The organism is Streptomyces sp. NPDC002640 (assembly GCF_053592575.1).
The window spans coordinates 134261-159672 of sequence record NZ_JBSFVZ010000020.1; the positions used below are offsets into that span (position 1 = coordinate 134261).

At 72.0% G+C, this 25412-nt stretch carries 17 protein-coding genes; 10 read left to right on the forward strand and 7 right to left on the reverse strand.

Translation table 11 applies throughout. The annotated features are described in order from the left end of the window. Positions 1 to 10 precede the first annotated feature (10 nt). The 5 genes from ACWD3O_RS24805 to rpsA form a co-directional block, all read right to left on the reverse strand. Complete coding sequence (locus ACWD3O_RS24805; RefSeq protein WP_451412491.1) at positions 11 to 412, reverse strand: tetratricopeptide repeat protein; 402 nt, start codon at positions 410 to 412, stop codon at positions 11 to 13. A 68-nt stretch (positions 413 to 480) separates the two neighbouring features. After that, complete coding sequence (coaE, locus tag ACWD3O_RS24810; protein ID WP_451412492.1) at positions 481 to 1086, reverse strand: dephospho-CoA kinase; 606 nt, start codon at positions 1084 to 1086, stop codon at positions 481 to 483. 120 nt (positions 1087 to 1206) lie between these two features. After that, positions 1207 to 2148: a PAC2 family protein gene (locus ACWD3O_RS24815; RefSeq protein ID WP_451417393.1), complete on the reverse strand. Its 942-nt coding sequence runs from the start codon at positions 2146 to 2148 to the stop codon at positions 1207 to 1209. A 114-nt stretch (positions 2149 to 2262) separates the two neighbouring features. Continuing rightward, a complete protein-coding gene (locus ACWD3O_RS24820) occupies positions 2263 to 3879 on the reverse strand; it encodes an FAD-dependent oxidoreductase (protein ID WP_451417394.1) in 1617 nt (538 codons plus the stop codon). 248 nt (positions 3880 to 4127) lie between these two features. Continuing rightward, complete coding sequence (gene rpsA, locus ACWD3O_RS24825; RefSeq protein ID WP_451413182.1) at positions 4128 to 5618, reverse strand: 30S ribosomal protein S1; 1491 nt, start codon at positions 5616 to 5618, stop codon at positions 4128 to 4130. 435 nt (positions 5619 to 6053) lie between these two features. Here rpsA and ACWD3O_RS24830 point away from each other — a divergent pair, with 435 nt between their 5' ends. Continuing rightward, a complete protein-coding gene (locus tag ACWD3O_RS24830) occupies positions 6054 to 6905 on the forward strand; it encodes a class I SAM-dependent methyltransferase (RefSeq protein WP_451417404.1) in 852 nt (283 codons plus the stop codon). Between the two features lie 97 nt (positions 6906 to 7002). After that, on the forward strand, positions 7003 to 9612 hold the full coding sequence (gene hrpB, locus ACWD3O_RS24835; RefSeq protein ID WP_451417395.1) for an ATP-dependent helicase HrpB: 2610 nt from the start codon (positions 7003 to 7005) through the stop codon (positions 9610 to 9612). Positions 9613 to 9700: 88 nt separating this feature from the next. Here the strand turns inward: hrpB and ACWD3O_RS24840 are convergent, their stop codons facing one another. Then, positions 9701 to 11392: a lytic transglycosylase domain-containing protein gene (locus ACWD3O_RS24840; RefSeq protein WP_451417396.1), complete on the reverse strand. Its 1692-nt coding sequence runs from the start codon at positions 11390 to 11392 to the stop codon at positions 9701 to 9703. A 384-nt stretch (positions 11393 to 11776) separates the two neighbouring features. Between ACWD3O_RS24840 and ACWD3O_RS24845 the strand changes: the two genes are divergently transcribed. After that, positions 11777 to 12700 carry a DUF4184 family protein gene (locus tag ACWD3O_RS24845; RefSeq protein WP_451413178.1) on the forward strand — a complete coding sequence of 308 codons (924 nt, stop codon included), beginning with the start codon at positions 11777 to 11779 and terminating at the stop codon, positions 12698 to 12700. Positions 12701 to 13233: 533 nt separating this feature from the next. On the opposite strand, the gene polA is transcribed toward ACWD3O_RS24845, so the two are convergent. Next, positions 13234 to 15963, reverse strand: coding sequence for a DNA polymerase I (gene polA, locus ACWD3O_RS24850; protein ID WP_451417397.1), 2730 nt, complete (start codon positions 15961 to 15963; stop codon positions 13234 to 13236). A 335-nt stretch (positions 15964 to 16298) separates the two neighbouring features. Between polA and ACWD3O_RS24855 the strand changes: the two genes are divergently transcribed. From ACWD3O_RS24855 to ACWD3O_RS24885, 7 genes are all read left to right on the forward strand, one after another. Then, a complete protein-coding gene (locus ACWD3O_RS24855) occupies positions 16299 to 18578 on the forward strand; it encodes an FdhF/YdeP family oxidoreductase (protein ID WP_451417398.1) in 2280 nt (759 codons plus the stop codon). Between the two features lie 55 nt (positions 18579 to 18633). Continuing rightward, positions 18634 to 19086, forward strand: a complete 453-nt coding sequence (locus tag ACWD3O_RS24860) for a PaaI family thioesterase (RefSeq protein ID WP_451417399.1) — start codon at positions 18634 to 18636, stop codon at positions 19084 to 19086. Between the two features lie 566 nt (positions 19087 to 19652). Further along, a complete protein-coding gene (locus ACWD3O_RS24865) occupies positions 19653 to 20879 on the forward strand; it encodes a branched-chain amino acid ABC transporter substrate-binding protein (protein ID WP_451413175.1) in 1227 nt (408 codons plus the stop codon). Between the two features lie 95 nt (positions 20880 to 20974). After that, the gene (locus tag ACWD3O_RS24870) at positions 20975 to 21907 is read left to right on the forward strand and encodes a branched-chain amino acid ABC transporter permease (RefSeq protein ID WP_356130954.1); all 933 of its coding nucleotides are present in this window, start codon (positions 20975 to 20977) and stop codon (positions 21905 to 21907) included. 5 nt (positions 21908 to 21912) lie between these two features. Beyond that, on the forward strand, positions 21913 to 23742 hold the full coding sequence (locus tag ACWD3O_RS24875; protein ID WP_451413174.1) for a branched-chain amino acid ABC transporter permease: 1830 nt from the start codon (positions 21913 to 21915) through the stop codon (positions 23740 to 23742). Positions 23743 to 23747: 5 nt separating this feature from the next. Continuing rightward, a complete protein-coding gene (locus ACWD3O_RS24880) occupies positions 23748 to 24650 on the forward strand; it encodes an ABC transporter ATP-binding protein (RefSeq protein WP_451417400.1) in 903 nt (300 codons plus the stop codon). Continuing rightward, on the forward strand, positions 24647 to 25363 hold the full coding sequence (locus ACWD3O_RS24885; RefSeq protein WP_451413172.1) for an ABC transporter ATP-binding protein: 717 nt from the start codon (positions 24647 to 24649) through the stop codon (positions 25361 to 25363). Before ACWD3O_RS24880 ends, ACWD3O_RS24885 begins: the two co-directional genes overlap by 4 nt. Positions 25364 to 25412 lie beyond the last annotated feature (49 nt).

Below are 25412 nucleotides of genomic sequence, written 5' to 3' on the forward strand. Positions count from 1 at the left end.
GTCCGGCAGGTCAGCGGGCCGGGCCGTCGGCCGGCGGGTCGAAGCGGGCGGCGCTCAGGAAGTCCGGACGCGGGTCCAGCGCGGCCGCCAGCCGGAAGTGCCGCCGCGCCTGGTCGTGGCGGCCCTGCCGCTCGTAGGTCCGCCCCAGCGCGAAGTGCGCGTAGGCGTTGTCCGGCTCGCGCTCCAGCACGACGGTGAACTCCAGCTCGGCCGGCCTGAGCTGCGCCGCGGCGAAGAACGCCCGGGCCCGCAGCAGCCGTGCGGCCGTGTTCTCCGGATGGGCGGCGATCACCGCGTCGAGCAGCTTCACCGCGCCCCGCGGATCCCGCGCCGCGAGCAGCTGCTCGGCGGCACGGAAGTCGATGACATGCGTCTCCGGGGTCCTCCCGGACGCGCCACTGGTGTCGGGCACGTCTGCCCTCCTTCTCTCGGTGAGCAGCCTTCCCTCGGTGGACGGCTTCAACGCGCCGGCGCGTGGCGCTATTCCGCCGGGCGGGCGCGGCGGGCGAGTTCCTCCCACACCTCGGCCACGCGCCGCCTGAGCTCCTCCAGCGGCACGTCGTTGTCGATCACGACGTCCGCGATCTTCAGCCGCTCGTCGCGCGTGGCCTGCGCGGCCATCCGGGCCCGGGCGTCCTCCTCGCTCATGCCGCGCAGCCGCGTGAGCCGGTCGAGCTGGGTGCCGGAGCTCGCGTCGACCACCACCACCAGGTCGTAGAGGGGAGCCAGTCCGTTCTCGGTGAGCAGCGGCACGTCGTGGACCACCACGGCGTCGGCCGGGGCGGCGGCCTCCAGGGCGCGGCTGCGCTCCCCCACCAGCGGGTGCACGATCCCGTTGAGCACCGCCCGCTTCTCCGGGTCGGCGAAGACGACCGCGCCCAGCTTCGGCCGGTCCAGGCTGCCGTCCGCGGCCAGCACCTCGGGGCCGAAGGCCTCCACCACGGCGGCGAGCCCCGGCGTGCCGGGCTCGACGACCTCCCGTGCGATGCGGTCCGCGTCGATCAGCACCGCCCCGTGCTCCACGAGCAACCGGGACACCTCGCTCTTGCCGGCGCCGATTCCGCCGGTCAGCCCCACAGTCAGCATGTCCGCAGCCTAGTCCGCGGCCCCGGCCGCCCGAACGGGGGCCACCACCGCCCGGCACCGCGTGCCCGGCAGCCCGAGGGCGCGGGTACACGGGCGGCCGCGGCGACGGCGTTCCGGGGGTCAGCCCTCGCCGCCCTCCCGTTCGGCCAGGAAGCGCTCGAACTCCTGCCCGATCTCCTCCGCGGACGGCAGATCGGCCGGGTCGGCGAGCAGGTTGCCGCGCGTCTCGGCGCCGGCCGCCGCGTCGTACTGGTGCTCCAGGCCCTGGACCAGGGCGACCAGTTCCTCGTCCCCCTCCCGGATCTGCCGTTCGATCTCGCTCTGGGTGCGCTGCGCGTCGGTGCGCAGCGAGTGCGCGACGGCCGGCAGCACCAGGCCGGTGGCGGAGGTGACCGCCTCCAGGACGGTGAGCGCGGCGTCGGGGTAGCGGGAGCGGGCGAGGTAGTGCGGGACGTGCGCGGCGACGCCGAGGGTGTCGTGCCCGGCCTGGCCCAGCCGGTACTCGACCAGCGCGGCGGCGCTGCCGGGGACCTGCGCCTCCTCGAACGGGCTGCGCGGCGCGGGCACCAGGTCGGCGCGGCTGCCGTGCGGGGTGAGGCCGACCGGGCGGGTGTGCGGGACGCCCATGGGGATGCCGTGGAAGTTGACGCTGAGCCGCACCCGCAGGCGCTCCACGATCTCCCGCACGGCGGCCGCGAAGCGCTCCCACTCGACGTCCGGCTCGGGGCCGGACAGCAGCAGGAACGGGGCGCCGGTGGAGTCCTGGAGGATGCGGAGCTCCAGCTTGGGCTCCTCGTAGGCCGACCAGTGGTCCCTCTGGAAGGTCAGCAGGGGACGACGCGCCCGGTAGTCCACGAGGCGGTCGTGGTCGAACCGGGCGACGACCTGGTGGGGCAGTGTGTCGAGCAGGCGGTCGACGACCTGGTCGCCGGTGTCGCCCGCGTCGATGTATCCGTCGAAGTGGTAGAGCATGACCAGACCGGCCGACTCCTGCGCCAGAGCCATCTCGGCGACGGCCAGGCCTTTCGGCTCCCATGCGTACAAACCCTGCGGATCAAGCACTGTGGCGGTCCTCCTGTCTTTCCTGATGACAGAACGTGTCCGAGGGCGCGCTCATTCCCGCGCCCCCGGGCTGAGGACCTGTCAGGGGCACCGTCCCCCGGTAGGACTCCGCGGTCAGCCGGCCAGCACCCGGCGGTGCAGTTCGGTGACGACCTTGCGGGCCGAGGAGATGGCGCCGTGCTGCCAGGCGTCGAGGTGACTGAGGTGGTCGCCGGCGAAGTAGACGTTGCCCTGAGCCTGGTTCAGCGGCGCGAAGGCGGGCGCGTCGGGGCCGCCGGGCATCGAGTGCCAGGCGCCCTCGAGGTGGGGGACCAGCTTCCACTGGTGGGAGAAGGCGGCCGCGAGCTCGGTGCGGTACTTCTCGCCGTGGATCTTCACGCCCTGGGCGACGGCCCGCTCGGTGCGCTGGGCCGGGGTGAGCGCCGAGTAGGCGTCGGCGTTGGCGCCGGTGTTGTAGTAGCCGATGATCAGGCCGCGCCGGCCGAGGTGTCCGTGGGACGGGTACCAGATGTGGCTGAGGTCGAGGTCGGTCTCGGTGATGCCGCCGAAGATCTTGAAGTCCTTCTCCCACCAGCGGCTGCGGTACTCCAGTCCGATCTTGCCGGCGGAGGACGCCCGCACCGCCTGGAGCGCGGTCTGGACGGACTGCCCCAGGTTGTGGGGGGTGCGCGCGAGGATCCAGGGGGCGAGGGTGGCGATGCAGTAGTCGGCCTTCAGGGTGTGCGGCCGGCCGTTCCTGGTGTAGGTGACCTCGACGCCCTCCGAGGTGTTCCGCATGCCGGTGACGGGGGCGCCGGTGCGGATCCTGTCGTGGCCGATGGCGCGGGCGAACGCCCTGGGTATCGCGTCCATGCCGCCGACCGGCTGGAACATCAGCATGGCCTGGTCGTAGCCGAACTCGAAGGAGAAGTACCGGCCGACGTTGGAGGAGAACACGTCGGAGAGGGAGGGCACGCCGCCGAGGACCTCGCCGGGGGTGCCGGAGGCGCCGGGGTCGATGCTCATGCCGCGGTGCTCGGTGCCCGTGTAGGTGAGGTCGGCGCCGAGCGATCCGTAGCCGCGCAGGAAGGCCAGCAGCCGTTCCTTGTCGTCGGCGGTCAGCTCCGCGTCCAGGGCGCCTGCGTTGGTGGCCTTGGCGAGGAGTTCGGAGACGTACCCGTAGACGTCGGCCTTGGCGGTGCGGTACTGGACGGGGGCCTTCATCCCGGAGCGCTCGTTGTAGATCAGGGCGCTGGCGTTGCTGTTGGCGAAGACCTCGATCTCCACGCCGAGCTCGCGGCAGTAGTCGAGGGTGTTCATCCACTGCGCCAGGCGGCCGGGCCCGGCGTTCATGTACTGGCCCTCGCTGAACCGGGCGGTCTGGCGGACGCCGTTGACGTCGGTGAGGGTGTCTCCGCCGCGGACCGTCAGGTTGCGGCCGCCGACCTCGTCGCGGGCCTCCAGGACCACGCAGTCGTATCCGGCCTTGCCGAGCTCGTAGGCGGCGGTCAGGCCCGCGATGCCGGCCCCGATGATCACGATTCTGGCGGGCTTCCCCGAGCGGCCCTGCAAGGTGAAGTCGCCCTTGGACGGCGGCCGGAACGGGGCCTCCTTCTCGGCGGCGTACGCCGCGGTGGGGGCCAGCCCCAGGGCGCCCATGGTGGCGAGCATCGCGCCGGCCCCGCCGCTGATCCCCACGGCCTGGAGGAAGCTGCGGCGGCTGGTGCCCGAACCCGGCTGCGTCTGTGTCACGGGGGATCCCCTCTCGTCGACGATCTTGATCGACTCGGATCCTCACAGCGGCGCGTTACGGCTCGTCAGTCATGGACATGTCTCACCCGTTTCCCCGCGTTACGTTTCCCGCACGGCCGCACGGCCGTGCGGCCGCACGGTTGCGCGGCCGCACGGTTGCGCGGCCGCACGCGGAAAGGCCCCGCCCGCCCCCGGGAGGGGGTGGACGGGGCCTTCCTCAGGCTCGCGTCAGTTCACGCGGAACGCGTTCAGCTCTGGCCGCCGGCCAGCTTCTCGCGCAGCGCGGCCAGCGCCTCGTCCGAAGCCAGCGCACCGGAGGTGTCGCCGCCCTCGGAGGAGTACGAACCGCCACCGGTCGGGGCCGGAGCGGCCTCGCCACCCTCGGCCGCGGCCTTCTCGTCCGCCTCGCGGGACTTGATGACCTGGGCCTGGTGCTGCTCGAAGCGGGTCTGCGCCTCGGCGTACTGGCGCTCCCACTCCTCGCGCTGCTTCTCGTAGCCCTCGAGCCAGTCGTTGGTCTCGGGGTCGAAGCCCTCGGGGTAGATGTAGTTGCCCTGGTCGTCGTAGGACGCGGCCATGCCGTACAGGGTCGGGTCGAACTCGACCACCGACGGGTCGGCACCGAAGGCCTCGTTGGCCTGCTTCAGCGAGAGGCTGATGCGACGACGCTCGAGGTCGATGTCGATGACCTTGACGAAGATCTCGTCGTTGACCTGGACGACCTGCTCCGGGATCTCCACGTGGCGCTCGGCCAGCTCGGAGATGTGGACCAGACCCTCGATGCCCTCGTCGACGCGGACGAACGCACCGAACGGAACGAGCTTGGTGACCTTACCCGGGACGACCTGACCGATCTGGTGGGTCCGGGCGAACTGCTGCCACGGGTCCTCCTGCGTCGCCTTCAGCGACAGGGAGACACGCTCGCGGTCCATGTCGACGTCGAGGACCTCGACGGTGACTTCCTGACCGACCTCGACGACCTCGGACGGGTGGTCGATGTGCTTCCAGGACAGCTCGGAGACGTGGACCAGACCGTCGACGCCACCCAGGTCCACGAAGGCACCGAAGTTGACGATCGAGGAGACCACGCCGGAGCGGACCTGACCCTTCTGGAGGGTCGTGAGGAAGGTCTGGCGGACCTCGGACTGGGTCTGCTCGAGCCAGGCACGGCGGGACAGGACCACGTTGTTGCGGTTCTTGTCCAGCTCGATGATCTTGGCCTCGAGCTCCTTGCCCACGTAGGGCTGGAGGTCGCGGACGCGGCGCATCTCGACCAGGGAGGCCGGGAGGAAGCCACGGAGACCGATGTCGAGGATGAGACCACCCTTGACGACCTCGATGACGGTACCGGTGACGATCCCGTCCTCTTCCTTGATCTTCTCGATGGTGCCCCAGGCACGCTCGTACTGGGCGCGCTTCTTCGAGAGGATCAGGCGGCCTTCCTTGTCCTCCTTCTGAAGGACAAGGGCCTCGATCTCGTCGCCGACCTTGACGACCTCGTTGGGGTCGACGTCGTGCTTGATCGAGAGCTCGCGGCTCGGGATGACACCTTCGGTCTTGTAACCGATGTCGAGCAGGACCTCGTCCCGGTCGACCTTCACGATGACGCCGTCGACGATGTCGCCGTCGTTGAAGTACTTGATCGTCTCGTCGATCGCGGCGAGGAAGGCTTCCTCGTTACCGATGTCGTTGACCGCTACCTGCGGCGTGGTGGCGGTGGTCTCGGTGCTGCTCGTCATGTGGGAAAGGGCTCCGGTACGGACATTGAAGTCGTAGGTACTGCTTACGCCGGGAGCCCGTTTCGCTCTGATGAAGCCGGACAGCCAAGGAAGCGCCACTTTTTCAAGGGGCGCCTCGACAACCGAGGGGACATACAACAGATGCGAGCGCGACCTGCTACGTCTGAGGTGCGCAGGCCCGCAGCGCAACTTGTAGCATACGGGGGCAGCCGGGCAGGGTCAATGCGCGAAGCGCGCAGCACGGGCGAAATGCCACAATCCCGGCAGAAATTTCGTCGTGCGAGGTCGTCGCCGCGAACATGCGGCATCCGCCGGCAGGCGCCTGTGAAGGACTCCTGGAGCCGTCGCGGACGACTCGCGGACGGTTCGAAGATTAGCGGTGAGGAGCCGGTCATCCAAGAGTCCAACGGTTTTCACGAGGCCACGGATCCGGTCCTGACGCCCGGGGCGGACGGGGCCCGGGGGCCGTCCGGGACGGTCGGGCAGACCGGGGCGGACGATGCGGAGGCCACCCGCCGCGAGGCCTCCGACGCGGAGAGCTCCCGGGCGAACCGCGGCTGGTGGGACCGCAACGCCGACGAGTACCAGACCGACCACGGCGACTTCCTCGGTGACGACCGCTTCGTCTGGGGCCCCGAGGGCCTGGACGAGGAGGACGCGCGCCTCCTCGGCCCGGCCGGCGCCCTCGAGGGCCGGGACGTCCTGGAGATCGGCGCCGGCGCCGCCCAGTGCTCCCGGTGGCTGGCGGCGCAGGGAGCCCGGCCGGTCGCCCTCGACCTCTCGCACCGCCAGCTCCAGCACGCCCTGCGGATCGGGTCCCCCTTCCCCCTGGTCGAGGCGGACGCCTCCGTCCTCCCCTTCGCCGACGGCTCCTTCGACCTGGCCTGCTCGGCCTACGGCGCGCTGCCCTTCGTCGCCGACCCGGGCCGGGTCCTGCGCGAGGTGCGCCGGGTGCTGCGACCCGGCGGACGGTTCGTCTTCTCGGTGACCCACCCCATCCGATGGGCGTTCCCCGACGAGCCCGGTCCGGAGGGGCTGAGCGTGGCCTCCTCCTACTTCGACCGGACGCCCTACGTCGAACAGGACGAGCGGGGCCGCGCCGTCTACGTGGAGCACCACCGGACCGTCGGCGACCGCGTGCGGGACGTGGTGGGCGCCGGGTTCCGGCTGACCGACCTGGTCGAGCCGGAGTGGCCGGTGTGGAACGACGCCGAGTGGGGCGGCTGGTCCCCGCTGCGGGGCGGCCTGATCCCCGGCACGGCGATCTTCGTCTGCGACCGGGACTGACCCGCGGCACCGGCCTGCGGCACCGGCCGGCGGACTGCCCCGCGGACCGACCCGCGGCCCGTCCGGGCCCGCTGGGAGACTGGGCGGGTGATGCGTGATGCGTGATGCCGCCCGGGAACTGCCCGTCCGTTCCGCGCTGCCCCGGCTGGAGGAGGCGCTCGCCGGCCACGGCGCGGCCGTCCTGTCCGCGCCGCCCGGCACCGGCAAGACCACCCTGGTCCCCCTCGCCCTCGCCGGCCTGACCGGCGACGGCCCTGCGGGCGGCCGGGTGGTGGTCGCCGAGCCTCGCCGGATCGCGGCCCGTGCCGCGGCCCGCCGGATGGCCTGGCTGCTCGGCGAGGGCGTGGGCGGCACGGTGGGCTACACGGTCCGCGGCGACCGCGCGGTCTCCGCCCGCACCCGCGTCGAGGTGGTCACCACCGGCGTGCTCCTCCTGCGCCTGCAGCGGGACCAGGAGCTGACCGGCGTGGACACCGTCGTCCTCGACGAGTGCCACGAGCGCCACCTGGACGCCGACACCTCGGCGGCCTTCCTGCTGGACGTACGGGAGACCCTCCGCCCCGAGCTGCGGCTGGTCGCCGCCTCCGCCACCACCGACACGGAGGGCTGGGCGAGGCTGCTCGGCGACGCGCCCGTGGTGGAGGCGCACGGCACCGCGCACCCGGTGGAGACGGTCTGGGCTCCCCCGCCGCGTCCGGTCCGCCCGCCGCACGGCACCCGCGTCGATCCGGCGCTGCTCTCCCACGTCGCCTCCGTGGTGCGGCGCGCACTGGCGGAACGGGCGGGCGACGTTCTGTGCTTCCTGCCGGGCGTCGGGGAGATCGCCCGGGTCGCGGCTGCCCTGGGCGACCTGCCCGCCGCCGGGGTGGACGTCCTCCAGGTGCACGGCCGTGCCCCCGCCGCCGTCCAGGACGCCGTGCTGACTCCGGCCGACCGCCGCCGGGTGGTGCTGGCCACCTCGGTGGCCGAGTCCTCCCTCACCGTTCCTGGCGTCCGCGTGGTGGTGGACTCCGGGCTGGCCCGCGAGCCCCGCGTCGACCACGCCCGCGGGCTCGGCTCGCTGACCACCGTGCGCGCCTCCCGGGCCGCCGGGCGTCAGCGTGCGGGCCGGGCGGGACGTGAGGCCCCGGGCGCCGTCTACCGCTGCTGGAGCGAGGCGGAGGACGTCCGGCTGCCCGCCTTCCCGGCGCCGGAGATCCAGGTCGCCGACCTCACCGCATTCGCCCTGCAGGCCGCGTGCTGGGGCGACCCGGACGCCTCGGGGCTGGCCCTGCTAGACGCGCCGCCCGCCGGGGCGATGGCCGCCGCCCGGTCGGTGCTGAGCGCGGTCGGCGCGGTCGGCGAGGACGGCAGGGCCACCGGCCGCGGCGTCCGGCTGGCCCGGCTGGGGCTGCATCCGCGGCTGGGCCGTGCGCTGCTCGACGCGGCGCCGCTGGTCGGCGCGGGGACGGCCGCCGAGGTGGTCGCGCTCCTCGGCGAGGAGGTGCCGCGCTCCTACGGCGACGACCTCGCCGCCGCTTGGCGGACGGCCCGCGGGGGCGGTGACGCCTACGCCGCGCGGTGGCGCGCCGAGGCCCGCCGGCTGCGGTCCCTGGCCGGGGACACGGGGGACGCCGGGGGTTCCGGGGGCTCCGGGGGTTCCGGACACGGTGGGGACGGCAGGGCCACGGCCAGGGCAGGGGGCCCGTCCCCGATGCGCGCCGAGGGCGCCTCCGGTGACCGCGCGGCCGGTGTGGTGGCCGCGCTGGCCTTCCCGGAGCGGGTGGGGCGGGTGGAGGGCGGTTCCTGTCTGATGGCCGGGGGCACGCGGGCGCAGGTGCCGGAGGGTTCGCCGCTGCGGGCCGGGTCCTGGCTGGCCGTGGCGGTGGCCGACCGGCCGGCGGGGCAGGGGCACGCCCGGATCCGGCTGGCCGCGGTGGTCGACGAGGAGACCGCCCGGCAGGCGGCCGCCCCGCTGCACGCCGAGGGCGAGGAGGTCCGCTGGGCGGACGGCGACGTGGTGGCCCGCCGGGTGGAACGTCTGGGCGCGGTCGAGCTGGCGGTCCGGCCGCTGCGGGACGCCGCCCCGGAGAGGATTCGCGCGGCGCTGCTGGACGGCCTGCGGGCGGAGGGGCTCGGGCTGCTGCGCTGGACCGAGGACGCCCGGGTGCTGCGGCAGCGGCTGGCGTTCCTGCGCGGGCGACTGGGCGGCCCCTGGCCGGACGTGTCGGACGAGGCGCTGATGGCGCGGGCGGACGAGTGGCTGGAGCCCGAGCTGGGGCGGGCCCGGCGCCGGGCCGACCTGGGACGGATCGACGCGGGGCAGGCGCTGTCCCGGTTGCTGCCGTGGGCGTCGGGCGAGGCGGCGCGGCTGGACGAGCTGGCGCCGGAGCGGCTGGAGGTGCCGTCCGGGTCGCGGATCCGGGTCGACTACGGCGATCCGCGGCAGCCGGTGCTGGCGGTCAAGCTGCAGGAGATGTTCGGGCTGGCCGAGTCCCCCACGGTGGCGGGCGTGCCGGTGCTCGTCCACCTGCTGTCCCCGGCCGGGCGGCCCGCCGCGGTCACCGCCGACCTCGCCTCGTTCTGGCGGGACGGCTACCGCGGGGTCCGGGCCGAGCTGCGGGGACGCTACCCCAAGCACCCGTGGCCGGAGGACCCCTCCACCGCGACGCCCACCCGGCACACCAACGCCCGGCTGCGTCGCGAGGGCGGCCGCGACGGCGGCTGAGGCAGCCGCCGAACGGCGAGGGCCGGGGTCACCTCGCGGAGGTGGCCCCGGCCCTCGCCGTTCGTCGCTCTTCTTCCGGTCAGGCGGTTCAGACGGTACCGGCGACCTCGCCGGTGGTGCCGCTCGCACCGTCCTCCACGGTCAGCGTCACGATCTCCTTGCCACCGCCCGGTGTCGCCACCAGCAACAGGTAGGTCCCGGCCGTGTCGCCCGCGAACAGCGGCGGCAGTTCCAGCACGCCGTCGTTGCCGGCGGTCACCTGGATCTTCCGGGTCGGCTCGCCCTCGAGGTCCTTGAAGTAAGGCCCCTTGTCGTTCGGGTCGAGGTCGGCCTCCGCCTTGATCAGGGTGACGGTGGCGCCGACCTTGGCGGCGGGTCCTCCGTCGCGGGTGGCGGTGAGGGTGATCGCCTCGTCGAACTGACCGCCGACGGCGCACACCAGCGGCTCGCTCCCCACCAGACGGACCTCGTCCGCGGTGCGCACGGTGACCATGGCGTCCCACTCGACGGCGGTGAGGTCACGGCCGGCGAGGGTGGCCCGGACCGAGAACGTTCCGGCCTTGTCCCCCGCCACCAGCGCGGGCGCGGTGGCGACGCCGCGGCTGTCGGTCTGCACGGTGGCGACGCTCTCGCCGCCCGCGAAGACCGTGTCCGTGTCGCCGACGATGGTGAAGCGGATCCGCACCTTGCCCACGCCGACGCCCGCGGCGGTCTCCGCCCGGGCCGCGATGTCCTCGTCGAAGGTCGTTCCGGCCATCGTGCTGAGCGAGGCGGCCGTGGCGCGCTCGAGGTGGCGCACGGAGTCGGTGGGCGTCTCCGCGGCCGGCGGAGTGGGCTCCGGGGACGGCTCCTGGGTCGGCGGAGGCGTCGAGGAACCACCGCCACCACCACTGCCGGGCGCCGTGGAGCCGCCGCCCCCCGGGTTGCCGCCGCCGGCCGGCGGCGTGAAGGGCGGCGCCGACGGGGAGCTGGGGGTGATGAGAGCGGGCTTGTTGCGGTTGACCGGCAGCGTGCCCGTGCCGTCGGGGATCTCGTGGGTGCCCTTGCGGTAGAAGTCCAGCCAGCGCAGCACCGTGTTGAGGTACTCGCGGGAGTTGTTGTAGCTGAGGACGGCCCGCTCGAGGTCCTGCGTGTCGGAGAGGTCCCAGTTGTAACGGCACAGGTAGTGCCCGGCGGCCAGGGTGGCGTCGTAGATGTTGTTGGGGTCCTTGGCTCCGTCCCCGTTTCCGTCCTGGCCGGCCCAGGCCCAGGTCGACGGGATGAACTGCATCGGGCCGACGGCGCGGTCGTAGGTCTTGTCGCCGTCGAAGGCGCCGTTGTCGGTGTCACTGATGTGCGCGAAGCCCTTGCCGTTGAGCTCCGGGCCGCGGATGGTCGTGGTGGTGACGCCCTCGCTGTTCACCTTGCCGCCCCAGGCATGACCCGACTCCACCTTGCCGATGGCGGCGAGGAGTTGCCACGGCAGGTTGCAGCCGGGCTTGGCCTGCCGCAGGCTCGCCTCCGCCTTCTTGTAGGCGTCGAGGACGGTCGCGGGAATGCCCGCCTCGGCGGAGGCCTTGCCCTCGGGGGCGGGCGACTTCAGGTCCGGCAGGTCCGTGTAGTACGAGTCGTCGCCCGGGAGCTCCACGGCATCGGGCATCGGCTGCGAGTCGCCCGTCTCCGACCGCGGTCTCTCGGCCACTCCCGGCGCCTGCGACGCGGTCAGTGCCGCGACCGCGACCGCGGCCACCGCCGTGGTCGCCGCTCCTCTGCGCAGGTGCCTGCCGATATGCGCCGCCATCGAGCCTTCCCCTCCCTTGGACGACCGACTTGCTGGTCCCTCGTTCCGCTTCGCGGACAGAGTTTCGATACCGCGATCAGGTGACCCTACGACAACTCGCGTCGCGCGCCTACCCGTTCCTGCCCGATTTCAGGTGGTTGGCGATGAGATCGGACCGGGATCCTGCCCGGAATTCGGACGGGAGCGGGGCGGGAAACCGGCGGTGCGGGGAACCGGCGGTGCGGTCGGGGGCGTCCCTCCTCACCGCGGGGTGGGGTGTGCCGCAGGAACGGCCACGGGGCTCCGCCCGGTCGCGCGGTGCCGTGTCTTGCGTGCCGCGCCTTTCGTGCCGTGCCCTGCGGGGTCGTCCAGGGTCGTTCGGGATCACCGGGATCGGGAGTCGTCTTGCCGTTCACCATCAGCCACGCCGTCGCCGTCCTGCCCGCGATCCGCGGCGACGGCACCGGCCGGGCCGCCGTGCTGGTGCCCTCGGTGCTGGTCGCCGGGTCGTTCGCGCCGGACATGACGTACTACGCGGCGAGCGCGCTGCCCGAGGCGATGGTCTTCGGCGACGTCACCCACTCCTTCGCCGGGGTGCTCACGGTCGACGTGGCGATCGCCTGGCTCCTGGTCGGCGCGTGGCTGCTGCTGCGCGAGCCGCTGGTGGCGCTGCTGCCGGGGCGGATCCGCGGACGGGCGGCCGCGTTGACCCGCTGCGGCGCGCGCCGGGCGCGGCCCCGGCCGGCCCTCGCCGGGGCCTGGTACCTGTCGGCGGTCCTGGGGGCGCTCACCCACGTGGTGTGGGACGCCTTCACGCACCTGGACCAGTGGGGCATGCGGGTGTTCCCGGTGCTGGGCGAGGAGATCGCCGGGTCGCCGCTGTACTGGTACATGCAGTACGGCGGGTCGGCGGTCGCCGCGGTGGTCATCGTCTGGTTCCTGGCACGCGCGTTGCGGCGGGCCGACGCCGACGACGGTGCGGGCGCCGGACACGGTGCGGGCGCAGGGCACGGTGGGGGCGCCGGGCACGGGCTGCCGGTGCTGTCGCGGCGGGACCGGTGGGCGGCCTGGTCGCTGCTGGCGGTCTGCGCGGCGGTCGCGGCGACGGCGCGGGTGATGCGGTGGTGGGCCCACTGGGGGGCCGTCGCCCGGCCCTGGGAGATCATCCCCACGCTCTGTTTCGGAGCGGGCGCGGGTCTCGCCGTGGGGCTGCTCCTGTACGGGGTCGCCGTCAGGGTGCTGCGGCGCCCGTCCCGGGATCCGCGTGCGGCGGCCGGGGCGCCGGCGGCACCGGAGGCGAGGGGAAGCCGGACAGGGGCACGACGGTGACCGCTATCCGCCGGGAGGCCCCCGGGCGGACCAGGCGGACCACCAGGCCCCAGGTGCGGCGGGCGGCCGTCTGGGCGGGACCCACCGCGAGGGAGAGGACGACCACGGGCTGACGTCCGGCCACCGTCTCCCAGAGGTCGCGGGCTTGTCGGCGCATCCCCGCCGTCCAGCCGAGGCGACGACGGACCGTGCTCGCGGCGGGGGCGACGGGACGCACCGGCGGGCGCAGCGCGGATATGACCGCTTCCGCTCCCACCGGAGGCCGGCCGAGCATGCGTATATCCATGCCCCGCATCCTCGCCCCGCCCGTGGTGCGCGTCGCCCTCATCGGGTCCGCCCGAGTGACACGCCTGAGGGACACCGCCGCCCGAGTAGCGCGCCTGACGAGTGCCGCGCCCGGCAAGGCAGGGTGGGGGCGGCGAGGCGGCAGGCGTGAGCCCCGTGGGCCCCCGCAGGGGTCAGGGGTACCGCCCCGCCCCCGTGGCCCGGGGGCGGGGCCGTGGCGCCCTGCCCCCGGGGGGTGTCGCGGGGGTTCAGTGCGCCGCGGACTCCCAGTCGGGGCCGACGCCGACGGAGACGTCCAGGGGGGCCCGCAGCGTGACCGCCCCGGCCATCTCCCGCCGCACCACTTCCTCCACCGCGTCCCGCTCGCCGGGCGCGATCTCCAGCACGATTTCGTCGTGGACCTGGAGCAGTATCCGCGACCCCAGCTCCGCCTCCCGCAGCGCCGCGTCCACCTTCAGCATCGCGATCTTCACGATGTCCGCCGCCGTGCCCTGGATCGGCGCGTTGAGCGCCATCCGCTCGGCCGCCTCCCGCCGCTGCCGGTTGTCGCTGTTCAGGTCCGGCAGGTAGCGCCGACGCCCGAGGATCGTCTCCGTGTACCCGGTCGCCCGGGCCTCGTCGACCACCCGTCGCAGATAGTCCCGCACCCCGCCGAACCGCTCGAAGTACGTGTCCATCAGCGCCCGCGCCTCGCCGGCGTCGATGTTCAGCTGCTGCGACAGCCCGAACGCCGACAGACCGTAGGCCAGGCCGTACGACATGGCCTTGATCTTGCGCCGCATCTCGGGGTCGACCTGCGACCGCTCCACCGAGAACACCTGGGAGGCCACCGTGGTGTGCAGGTCCTCGCCGGAGGTGAACGCCTCGATGAGGCCCTCGTCCTCCGACAGGTGGGCCATCACCCGCAGCTCGATCTGGCTGTAGTCCGCCGTCATCAGCGACTCGTAGCCCTCGCCGACCACGAAGCCGCGCCGGATGGCCCGGCCCTCGTCCGTGCGGACCGGGATGTTCTGCAGGTTCGGGTCCGTGGACGACAGGCGGCCGGTGGCCGCGACCGTCTGGTTGAACGTGGTGTGGATCCGGCCGTCCGCGGAGATCGTCTTGATCAGGCCCTCGACGGTCGTCCGCAGCTTCGCCTGCTCGCGGTGGCGCAGCATGATGACCGGGAGTTCGTTCTCCGTCTGCGCGGCCAGCCAGGCCAGCGCGTCCGCGTCGGTCGTGTAGCCCGTCTTGGTCTTCTTGGTCTTGGGCAGGCCCAGCTCGCCGAAGAGGACCTCCTGGAGCTGCTTGGGGGATCCGAGGTTGAACTCGTGGCCCGCCGCCGCGTGCGCCTCCTGCACGGCCTGCTGGACGGCGCCCGCGAACATCTGCTCCATGTCCCGCAGGTGTTCCCGGTCGGCGGCGATGCCGTGCCGCTCCATCCGCGCCAGCAGCGCGGACGTCGGCAGCTCCATGTCGCGCAGCAGCTCGGCGGCGCCGACCTCGACCAGACGGCCCTCGAACACCTCGGCCAGGTCCAGCACGGCGAGGGCCTGGACCATCAGGGCTTCCGCCTCGGCGTCGTCGTCCGCGCCGAACGCGAGCTGCCCGCCGGCCGCCGCGGCCGGGGCCAGCTCACGGCCGAGGTACTCCAGGGACAGCGCGTCCAGGTCGAAGGACCGGCGCCCCGGCTTGACCAGGTAGGCGGCCAGCGCGGTGTCCATGGTGACGCCCGCGACCGTCCAGCCGTGCTCACCGAAGAGCCGCATCGCGGTCTTCACGTTGTGGAACACCTTCGGGCGGGAGGCGTCGGCCAGCCAGGCCGCCCACGCCTTCTCGTCCGCCTCGTCGAGCTGCGACGGGTCGAACCAGGCGGCCTTGCCGCCCGCGGCGGCCAGCGCCACCTCGGCCACCGAACCGGCGCCCAGCGCCCACGCGCCGACCGCGGTCACGGCGAGCGGGCCGTCCTGCCCGTGCTCGGCCAGCCAGGGGCCCAGCTCGCCGGTGGACAGCACCGAACCGTCCAGCTGGACGCCGCTCTGCGCGGCGGGCGAGGGGCCCTCGTCCACCTCGGCGCCCGGGTCCACGCCGAACAGCCGCTCGCGCAGCGAGGGGTTCCGGATCTCCAGCGTGTCCAGGATCATCGCGACCGACTTGCGGTCGTAGGGGGCCCGCTCCAGCGCGGGCACGCCCACCGGCAGCTCGACGTCCTTGACCATCTCGGTCAGCCGGCGGTTCAGCTTCACCGACTCGAGGTGGTCGCGGAAGTTCTGCCCGGCCTTGCCCTTGACCTCGTCGGCGCGCTCCACCAGCTCGGCGAACGAGCCGAACTGGTTGATCCACTTCGCGGCCGTCTTCTCGCCCACGCCGGGGATGCCGGGCAGGTTGTCCGACGGGTCTCCGCGCAGCGCGGCGAAGTCCGGGTACTGCGCCGGGGTCAGGCCGTACTTCTCGAACACCTTCTCCGGGGTGAACCGGGTCAGCTCCGAGACACCCTTGGTCGGGTAGAGCACGGTCGTGTGCTCGGACACCAGCTGGAAGGAGTCGCGGTCCCCGGTCACGATCAGGACCTCGAACCCCTCCGCCTCGGCCTGGGTCGCCAGGGTGGCGATGATGTCGTCGGCCTCGAAGCCGTCCACCGCGAACCGGCGCACGCTCATCGCGTCCAGCAGCTCGCCGATCAGCTCCACCTGGCCCCGGAACTCGTCCGGCGTCTTCGACCGGTTCGCCTTGTACTCGGTGAACTCCTGGGCCCGCCACGTCTTGCGGGACACGTCGAACGCGACCGCGAAGTGCGTCGGCGACTCGTCACGCAGCGTGTTCGCCAGCATCGATGCGAAGCCGTAGATCGCGTTGGTCGGCTGTCCCTGCGCCGTCGTGAAGTTCTCCGCGGGCAGCGCGAAGAACGCGCGGTACGCGAGCGAGTGCCCGTCCATGAGCATCAGCCGCGGACGCTCGCCGGGGGTCGTGTCGGTCTTCTTCGATGCTGTATCCACCACGCCCTCGATCCTGCCACGCCCCACGGACAGCCCGCGCCCACCCACAGGCGGCCTCCGCCCCGCACCCTCCCCCGTCACTCCTGGCGGTGACGCCCGGAGCGCGTTCGCGGACGTTGTCCACAGGTCCCGAGCAGGCTTCTCCACAGCCCTCCCGCGCCCCGGCACCCCCGTGCAAGGATCTTGGACGAACGACGAACGACGAACGACGAGCCACGCACGATCAGCGGCGCGCGCCGTGCCGCATTCCGCACGGCAGCCGACCCGACAGCCGACCCGACAGCCAACCCGACAGCAGACCCGACAGCCGCACCCCCGGTGCAGAAGAGGTGAGCGCCATGGCGAGCAAGCCCCCCGCCGCCGACCCCGCGCAGGATGCCCCCCGCGTCACCGAGCCCCGGCACGCGGCGGCCGGCCTCCCGGCGCTCGGCCACACCCTGCGCGTCGCCCAGCAGCAGATGGGCGTCCGCCGGACCGCCCTCACGCTGCTCCGGGTCAACCAGAAGGACGGCTTCGACTGCCCCGGCTGCGCCTGGCCCGAGGGCGACAAGCGGCACGCCGCGGAGTTCTGCGAGAACGGCGCCAAGGCCGTGGCGGAGGAGGCCACCCTCCGCCGGGTCACGCCCGAGTTCTTCGCCGCGCACCCGGTGGCCGACCTCGCCGGCCGCAGCGGCTACTGGCTCGGCCAGCAGGGCCGCCTCACGCAGCCGATGTACCTCGCCGAGGGCGCCACCCACTACGAGCCCGTCGGCTGGGACGAGGCCTTCGACATCGTCGCCGAGGAGATCCACGCCCTCGACTCCCCCGACCAGGCCGTCTTCTACACCTCGGGCCGCACCAGCAACGAGGCGGCCTTCCTCTACCAACTCCTCGCCCGCGAGCTCGGCACCAACAACCTGCCCGACTGCTCCAACATGTGCCACGAGTCCTCGGGATCCGCCCTCACGGAGACCATCGGCATCGGCAAGGGCAGCGTCCTCCTCGAGGACCTGTACCAGGCCGACCTGATCATCGTGGCCGGCCAGAACCCGGGCACCAACCACCCCCGGATGCTCACCGCCCTGGAGAAGGCCAAGGCCGCCGGCGCCCGCGTCATCAGCGTCAACCCGCTGCCCGAGGCGGGGCTCGAACGGTTCAAGAACCCGCAGACCCCCAAGGGCCTCACCACGGGCACGGCCCTCACCGACCTCTTCCTCCAGATTCGCATCGGCGGCGACCAAGCCCTCTTCCGCCTCCTCAACAAGCTGATCCTGGAGACCGAGGGCGCCGTCGACGAGGAGTTCGTCCGCGAACACACCCACGGCTACGAGGAGTTCGCCCAAGCCGCGCGGGACGCCGACTGGGAGGAGACCCTCGCCGCCACCGGCCTCACCCGCGAGGAGATCCGGAAGGCACTCGACATGGTGCTGGCCTCCCGGCGCACCATCGTCTGCTGGGCCATGGGCCTCACCCAGCACAAGCACTCCGTCCCCACCATCCGCGAGGTGGTCAACTTCCTGCTGCTGCGCGGGAACATCGGCCGCCCCGGAGCCGGGGTGTGCCCCGTCCGCGGCCACTCCAACGTCCAGGGCGACCGCACGATGGGCATCTTCGAGCGCCCCGCCCCCGCCTTCCTCGACGCGCTGGAACGCGAGTTCGACTTCGCCCCGCCCCGCCACCACGGCCTCGACGTGGTCAACGCCATCCGCGCCCTGCGCGACGGCACGGCCAAGGTGTTCTTCGCCATGGGCGGCAACTTCGTCGCCGCCTCCCCCGACACCGACGTCACCGAGGACGCCATGAGGCGCGCCCGCCTCACCGTTCACGTCTCCACCAAGCTCAACCGCTCGCACGCCGTCACCGGCGCCCGGGCCCTGATCCTCCCCACCCTCGGCCGCACCGAGCGCGACCTGCAGGCGAGCGGCGAACAGTTCGTCACCGTCGAGGACTCCATGGGCATGGTGCACGCCTCCCGCGGGCGCCTGGCACCCGCGAGCCCTCATCTGCTCTCCGAGCCGGCCATCGTCTGTCGCCTCGCCCGGCGCGTCCTCGGGGAGGCGAGCAGCACCCCCTGGGAGGAGTTCGAGAAGGACTACGCCACCGTCCGCGACCGCATCTCCCGCGTCGTCCCCGGGTTCGAGGACTTCAACGCCCGCGTGGCGCGGCCCGGCGGCTTCACCCTGCCGCACGCCCCCCGCGACGAACGCCGCTTCCCCACCGCCACCGGCAAGGCCAACTTCACCGCGGCGCCGGTCGAGTACCCGACGATCCCCGAGGGCCGCCTGCTCCTGCAGACCCTCCGCTCCCACGACCAGTACAACACCACCGTCTACGGCCTCGACGACCGTTACCGCGGCATCCACGGAGGACGCCGCGTCGTCCTGGTCCATCCCGAGGACGCCGCCGGACTCGGCGTCGCCGACGGCTCCTACGTCGACCTGGTCTCCGAGTGGAAGGACGGCACCGAACGCCGCGCCCCCGGATTCCGCGTCGTCCACTACCCCACGGCCCGGCGCTGCGCCGCGGCCTACTACCCGGAGACCAACGTCCTGGTTCCGCTGGACTCGACCGCGGACGTCAGCAACACCCCGGCCAGCAAGTCGGTGGTGATCCGTCTGGAACAATCCGCGACCGACTGAGCGTTTGCTCAGCCACAGACAGAGACAGCACGGACCGCACAGAGGAGCCGGCCCCATGGGCGAGCAGAACACCGTGAAGTTCCCGCAGGAAGTCGTCGAGGAGTACGCCAGTCTCGGCGTGGACCTGCCCGCGCTCTTCTCCGCGGGCCACCTCGGCACCCGGATGGGCATCGAGATCAAGGAGGCCTCCGCCGAGCGGGTCGTCGGCACCATGCCGGTCGAGGGCAACACCCAGCCGTACGGCCTGCTGCACGGCGGCGCGTCGGCCGTGCTCGCCGAGACGCTCGGCTCGGTCGGCTCCATGCTGCACGGCGGCCCGGGCAAGATCGCCGTCGGTGTCGACCTCAACTGCACGCACCACCGCGGCCTGAGCTCCGGCTTCGTCACCGGCGTCGCCACCCCGGTCCACCGCGGCCGCTCCACGGCCACCTACGAGGTCGTGATCAGCGACGAGCAGGACCGCCGGGTCTGCAGCGCCCGCCTGACCTGCCTCCTGCGCGACGCCTGACCCCTCGCACGCGGCGCCGCACCCACCGCGCCCGCGCGCGCCACGCCCCGGCGTCACCCACGTGCCACGCATACGCACCCCACCCACGGCCACACCCACGCGCCACCCACATACGCACACGCACGCGCCACCGCACAAAAGGGGCGCCCCGGCCTCACACCACGGCCGGGGCGCCCCTTTGTTTCCGGAAGAGTAACGCTGTGTAACACGCGGAAAATAAATGCATGTCCCATTCACTTTTCCCGCAACCACCTCATGACAACGCTGTCAGGTAATGAGTGAAAACCTAAAGACACCTGACCGCCGAACCGCTCCATCCTGCGGTTTCTCACCATGCGAAACGGTTGAACCTGCCGGAATTAACCTCTTCCACCCACTCCTTACCGCTCTGCATTACCTCGTGTCATAACAAGAGCGTCACATCCTTGGTCAGGCACTCCTCCCTATAAGCACCTCGCGCCTAGAGTCACCGCCAGTCACCGCGCCCGGGGAATCGCAAATCCGCCCAGCGCCTCGACTCGGCCGCGCTCCGGACCGGAACGGCCGTGCCAGGGAAAGGACACAACGTGCGTCAACGTCTCCTCGCATTGACCGCCGCGCTGGCGGCGGGAGCGCTCACCCTCACCGCCTGTGGCTCTCGCGACGAGGGCAACAACGGCGACGGCGGCTCAGCCACCACCGTCACCATCGGTATCGACGCCCCCCTGACGGGCGACCTCGCCGCCCTCGGCCTGGGCATCAAGAACTCCGTCGACCTGGCGGTCAAGACGGCCAACAAGGAGAAGTACGTCGAAGGCGTCACCTTCAAGGTGGAGTCCAGCGACGACCAGGCCCAGCCGGCCTCCGGCCAGCAGAACGCCACCGCGTTCGTCGGCAAGGAAGACGTCATCGGTGTCGTCGGCCCGCTGAACTCCAGCGTCGGCGAGGCCATGCAGAAGGTGTTCAACGACGCCAACCTGGCGCTGATCTCCCCGGCCAACACCAACCCGGCGCTCACCCAGGGCCTGGACTGGCAGACGAAGGGGAAGCGTCCCTTCGCCTCCTACTTCCGCACGGCCACCACGGACGCCATCCAGGGACCCTTCGCCGCCCAGTACATCTACAACGAGGCCAAGCTCACCAAGGCCTTCATCATCGACGACAAGAAGACCTACGGCGCCGGTCTCGCGGCCACCTTCAAGGCCGAGTACGAGAAGCTCGGCGGCAAGGTCGTCGGCACCGACCATGTCGACCCCGAGTCCAAGGACTTCGCGGCCGTCGCCACCAAGGTCAAGTCCTCCGGCGCCGACGTCGTCTACTACGGCGGCGAGTACCCGGCCGGCGGCCCGCTGAGCAAGCAGATCAAGGACGCCGGCGCCAAGGTCGCCTTCGCCGGCGGCGACGCCCTCTACTCCCCCGAGTACGTCAAGCTCGCCGGCAAGGGCAGCGAGGGTGACTTCGCCACCTCCGTCGGCGCGCCGCTCGAGGAGCTCGAGTCCGCCAAGAAGTTCATCTCGAACTACGAGGCCGAGGGCTACAAGGAGGCCTACGAGGCCTACGGCGGCTACTCCTACGACGCCGCCTGGGCGATCATCGAGGCCGTCAAGTCCGTCGTCGAGAAGAACGACGGCAAGCTCCCCGAGGACGCCCGCAAGCAGGTCGTCGAGGCCATCCAGGGCATCAGCTTCGACGGAGTGACCGGCAAGGTCTCCTTCGACGAGTTCGGTGACACCACCAACAAGCAGCTGACCGTCTACCAGGTCAAGGACGGCGCCTACGCGCCCGTGAAGTCCGGCACGCTGACCACCGGCTGACCCCGCCAACCCACCCGCCAAACCCAGGGCCGCGCGGCGCGCTGCACCCAGCGCCCCGCGCGGCCCTGTCCGTCCCAAGTCTCGGAGGCAATGCGGTGAACGAACTGCCGCAGCAGCTGGTCAACGGCCTGCTCCTAGGAGCCATGTACGGCCTTGTCGCCATCGGCTACACCATGGTCTACGGCATCGTCCAGCTCATCAACTTCGCCCACGGCGAGATCTTCATGATCGGAGGGTTCGGAGCCCTCACCGTCTACCTCTACATCCTGCCCGACGGCACCGGCCTCGCCGTAGCGCTCCCCCTCATGCTCATCGGCGCCGTGATCGCCTCCGTGCTCGTGGCCATAGGCGCCGAACGGCTCGCCTACCGGCCCTTGCGAGGGGCACCCCGCCTCGCCCCCCTGATCACCGCCATCGGCCTCTCCATCGCCCTGCAGCAGGCCGTCCAGGTGCTCTACCCCGAAGCCACCAAGTCGATCACCTTCCCGCAGATCGAGGGCGGCCCCTTCCACATCGGCAGCGTCACCCTGCAGACCGGCGACGTCTTCCTCCTCGCCGCGGCGCCCCTGTGCATGCTCGTCCTCGGCTGGTTCGTCATGCGCACCCGCACCGGACGCGGCATGCAGGCCACCGCCCAGGACCCGGACACCGCCAAGCTGATGGGCGTCAACACCGACCGCATCATCATGGTCGCCTTCGCCATCGGCGCCGTCTTCGCCGCCGTCGGAGCCGTCGCCTACGGCCTCAAGTACGGTGAGGTCCGCGCCAAGATGGGCTTCCTCCTCGGCCTCAAGGCCTTCACCGCCGCCGTCCTCGGTGGCATCGGCAACATCTACGGAGCCATGATCGGCGGCCTCGCCCTCGGCCTCGTCGAAGCGCTCTCCACCGCCTACATCGCGGAGATCCCCGGCATGGAGCAGCTCGGCGGACAGTCCTGGGCCAACGTCTGGGCCTTCGTACTCCTCATCCTCGTGCTCCTCTTCAGGCCGCAGGGCCTGCTCGGCGAGCGCGTGGCGGACAGGGCGTGACACCAATGACGACACAGACCACCAGCACCCCGAGCACCTCCGGCGACGAGACCGCGCGCCCCACCGGACGCCTGGTCCCGCTGCCCGAATCCGCAGCCCGCGCCCTGGCCACCGCCGGCGGCGTGCTCACGGTCGTCGGCTGCTTCCTGGCCTGGACCTGGACCGCCGCCTTCCCCGGCAACCTCACCGTCTACGGCTACCCGGGCGGCCTCCAGTGGCTCGTCCTCACCGGGGGCGCCCTCACCGCGCTCCTCGGCCTGGCCTCCTACGGCGTCAAGGGCCTGCGATGGCTCGCCCCCGCGGGCGCCGACCCGGCCATCCGCCTGGCGGCCCTCGGCACCTTCCTGACCGCCTGGTACACCGTCCTCGCCATCAGCGCGGCCCTCGGCGGCCTGGTCAACCTGGAGCCCGGCGGCTTCGCCGTCGCCGCCACCAGCCTCCTCGCGCTCCTCGGCGCCCTCGCCCTCCCCTTCGCACGGCCCGAGGGCGAGCCCGTCGACCCCGAGGACACCGGCTGGGACCAGTTCAAGCACCGCGCCGGCCAGCGCTGGGCCGTCGTCAAGGCCGCCTTCGCCTCCGGCGACGCCACCCCCGCCCGGAAGCTGCCCGGCTACGTCGAGATCCTGCTGATCACCGCAGCCCTCGCCGTCGGCCTCGGCGTCTTCACCTACGGCATCGGCACGGACCACGACGAACTCTTCGTCGGCTTCCTGATCACGGCCATCCTCGGCACCGCCGCGCTCGCCAAGTCCGGTCTCCTCCAGCGCCTCAGCGCCCTGACCGCACGGCACCAGAACGTCTCCATCGCCGGAGCCTTCGCCGCCGCGGCCGCCTTCCCGTTCACCCAGACCAACGACCAGTACGCCAACCTCGGCGTCAACATCCTCATCTTCGCCACGGTCGCCCTGGGCCTGAACATCGTCGTCGGCCTCGCCGGCCTCCTCGACCTCGGCTACGTCGCCTTCCTCGGCGTCGGCGCCTACGCCGCGGCCCTGGTCTCCGGCTCCCCGTCCAGCCCCACCGGCCTCCACCTGCCGTTCTGGCAGGCGATCATCGTGGGCGCCATCGCCTCCATGATCTTCGGCGTCCTCATCGGCGCGCCCACCCTGCGCCTGCGCGGCGACTACCTGGCCATCGTGACCCTCGGCTTCGGTGAGATCTTCCGCATCGCCGTCAACAACATGGACGGCACCAGCGGCCCGGACATCACCAACGGCGCCAACGGCATCACCAGCATCCCCGACCTCAAGATCCTCGGCTTCGACCTGGGCGTCCCCCACGAGGTCTTCGGCATCACGCTCGGCCGCTTCTCGAACTACTTCTTCCTGATGCTGCTGATCACCGCGGTGGTCGTGCTGGTCTTCCGCCGCAGCGGCGACTCCCGCATCGGCCGCGCCTGGGTCGCCATCCGCGAGGACGAGACCGCCGCCCTCGCCATGGGCATCAACGGCTTCCGCGTCAAGCTGGTCGCCTTCGCCCTCGGCGCGACCCTCGCCGGCCTCGCCGGCGCGGTCCAGGCCCACGTGACCTTCGTCGTCACGCCCGAGCAGTACCAGTTCGCCCACGACGTGCCGCCGAACTCGGCGTTCCTGCTGGCCGCCGTCGTCATGGGCGGCATGGGCACCATCGCCGGCCCCCTCATCGGCGGCGCCCTGCTCTACCTCATCCCCAACAAGCTGGCCTTCATGGACAGGTTCCAGCTCCTCGCCTTCGGCGTGGCACTCATCCTCATCATGCGCTTCCGCCCCGAAGGCATCGTCGCCGACCGGCGGCGCAAGCTCGAATTCCATGAGGACGCCGAAGCTCCCACAGTCCTCGGCAAGACAGGGGCCTGACCACCATGACCACCGAGACCACCACGCAGCAGCGCGAGACCGTGCTCGACGCACGCGGCGTCACCATGCGCTTCGGCGGCCTCACCGCCGTCCGCGACGTCGACCTCCAGGTCAACAGCGGCGAGATCGTCGGCCTCATCGGCCCCAACGGTGCCGGAAAGACCACCTTCTTCAACTGCCTCACCGGCCTCTACGTCCCCACCGAGGGCGAAGTCCGCTACAAGGGCACCGTCCTGCCGCCCAAGCCGTTCAAGGTCACCGCGGCCGGAATCGCCCGCACCTTCCAGAACATCCGCCTCTTCAGCAACATGACGGTCCTCGAGAACGTTCTCGTCGGCCGCCACACCCGCACCAAGGAAGGACTCTGGTCCGCCCTTTTCCGCGGCCCCGGCTTCAAGAAGGCGGAAAGGGAATCCGAGGCGCGAGCCATGGAACTCCTTGAATTCGTCGGCCTCGCCCACAAGCGGGACCACCTTTCCAGGAATCTCCCCTACGGCGAGCAGCGAAAGCTGGAAATCGCCCGCGCCCTCGCCAGCGAACCGGGACTCCTCCTCCTGGACGAGCCCACCGCCGGCATGAACCCCCAGGAAACGCGCGCCACCGAGGAACTCGTCTTCGCCATCCGCGACCGCGGGATCGCCGTCCTCGTCATCGAGCACGACATGCGGTTCATCTTCAACCTCTGCGACCGCGTCGCCGTCCTCGTCCAGGGAGAGAAACTGGTCGAGGGCGACAGCGCCACCGTCCAGAGCGACGAACGCGTCGTCGCCGCCTACCTCGGCGAACCCTACGAGGACGCCCCCGGCGCCGAAGAAGCAGCAGAAGTCGCCGCCGCCGAAGCCGCCGCCGGACACCCCGGACGGGAAGGCGAAGGCGACAGCGCGCCCGGCAAGGAGACCGACCGATGACCGCACTCCTCGAGGTCGAGGACCTCCGCGTCGCCTACGGCAAGATCGAAGCCGTGAAGGGCATCTCCTTCAAGGTCGACGCCGGCCAGGTCGTCACCCTCATCGGCACCAACGGCGCCGGAAAGACCACCACCCTGCGGACCCTGTCCGGACTCCTCAAGCCGTCCGGCGGCACCATCCGCTTCAACGGCCGGAACATCCGCAAGGTCCCGGCGCACAAGGTGGTCAGCCTCGGCCTCGCCCACTCGCCGGAAGGGCGCCACATCTTCCCCCGCATGTCCATCGAGGACAACCTGCGGCTCGGCGCCTACCTCCGCGACGACAAGTCGGGCATCGCCCAGGACATCCAGCGCGCCTACGACCTCTTCCCCATCCTCGGGGAACGCCGCCGCCAGGCCGCCGGAACCCTCTCCGGCGGCGAGCAGCAGATGCTCGCCATGGGCCGCGCGCTGATGTCCCAGCCCAAGCTGCTGATGCTCGACGAGCCCTCCATGGGGCTCTCGCCGATCATGATGCAGAAGATCATGGCGACCATCACCGAGCTGAAGTCCCAGGGCACCACCATCCTGCTCGTCGAGCAGAACGCGCAGGCCGCGCTCTCCCTCGCCGACCAGGGCTACGTGATGGAGGTCGGCAAGATCACCCTCACCGGCACGGGCCAGGAACTCCTGCACGACGAGTCCGTCCGCAAGGCCTACCTCGGCGAGGACTGACCCCGCGCCCGCCCGGCACACGACGAGGCCCGTACCCCTGGCGTCCAGG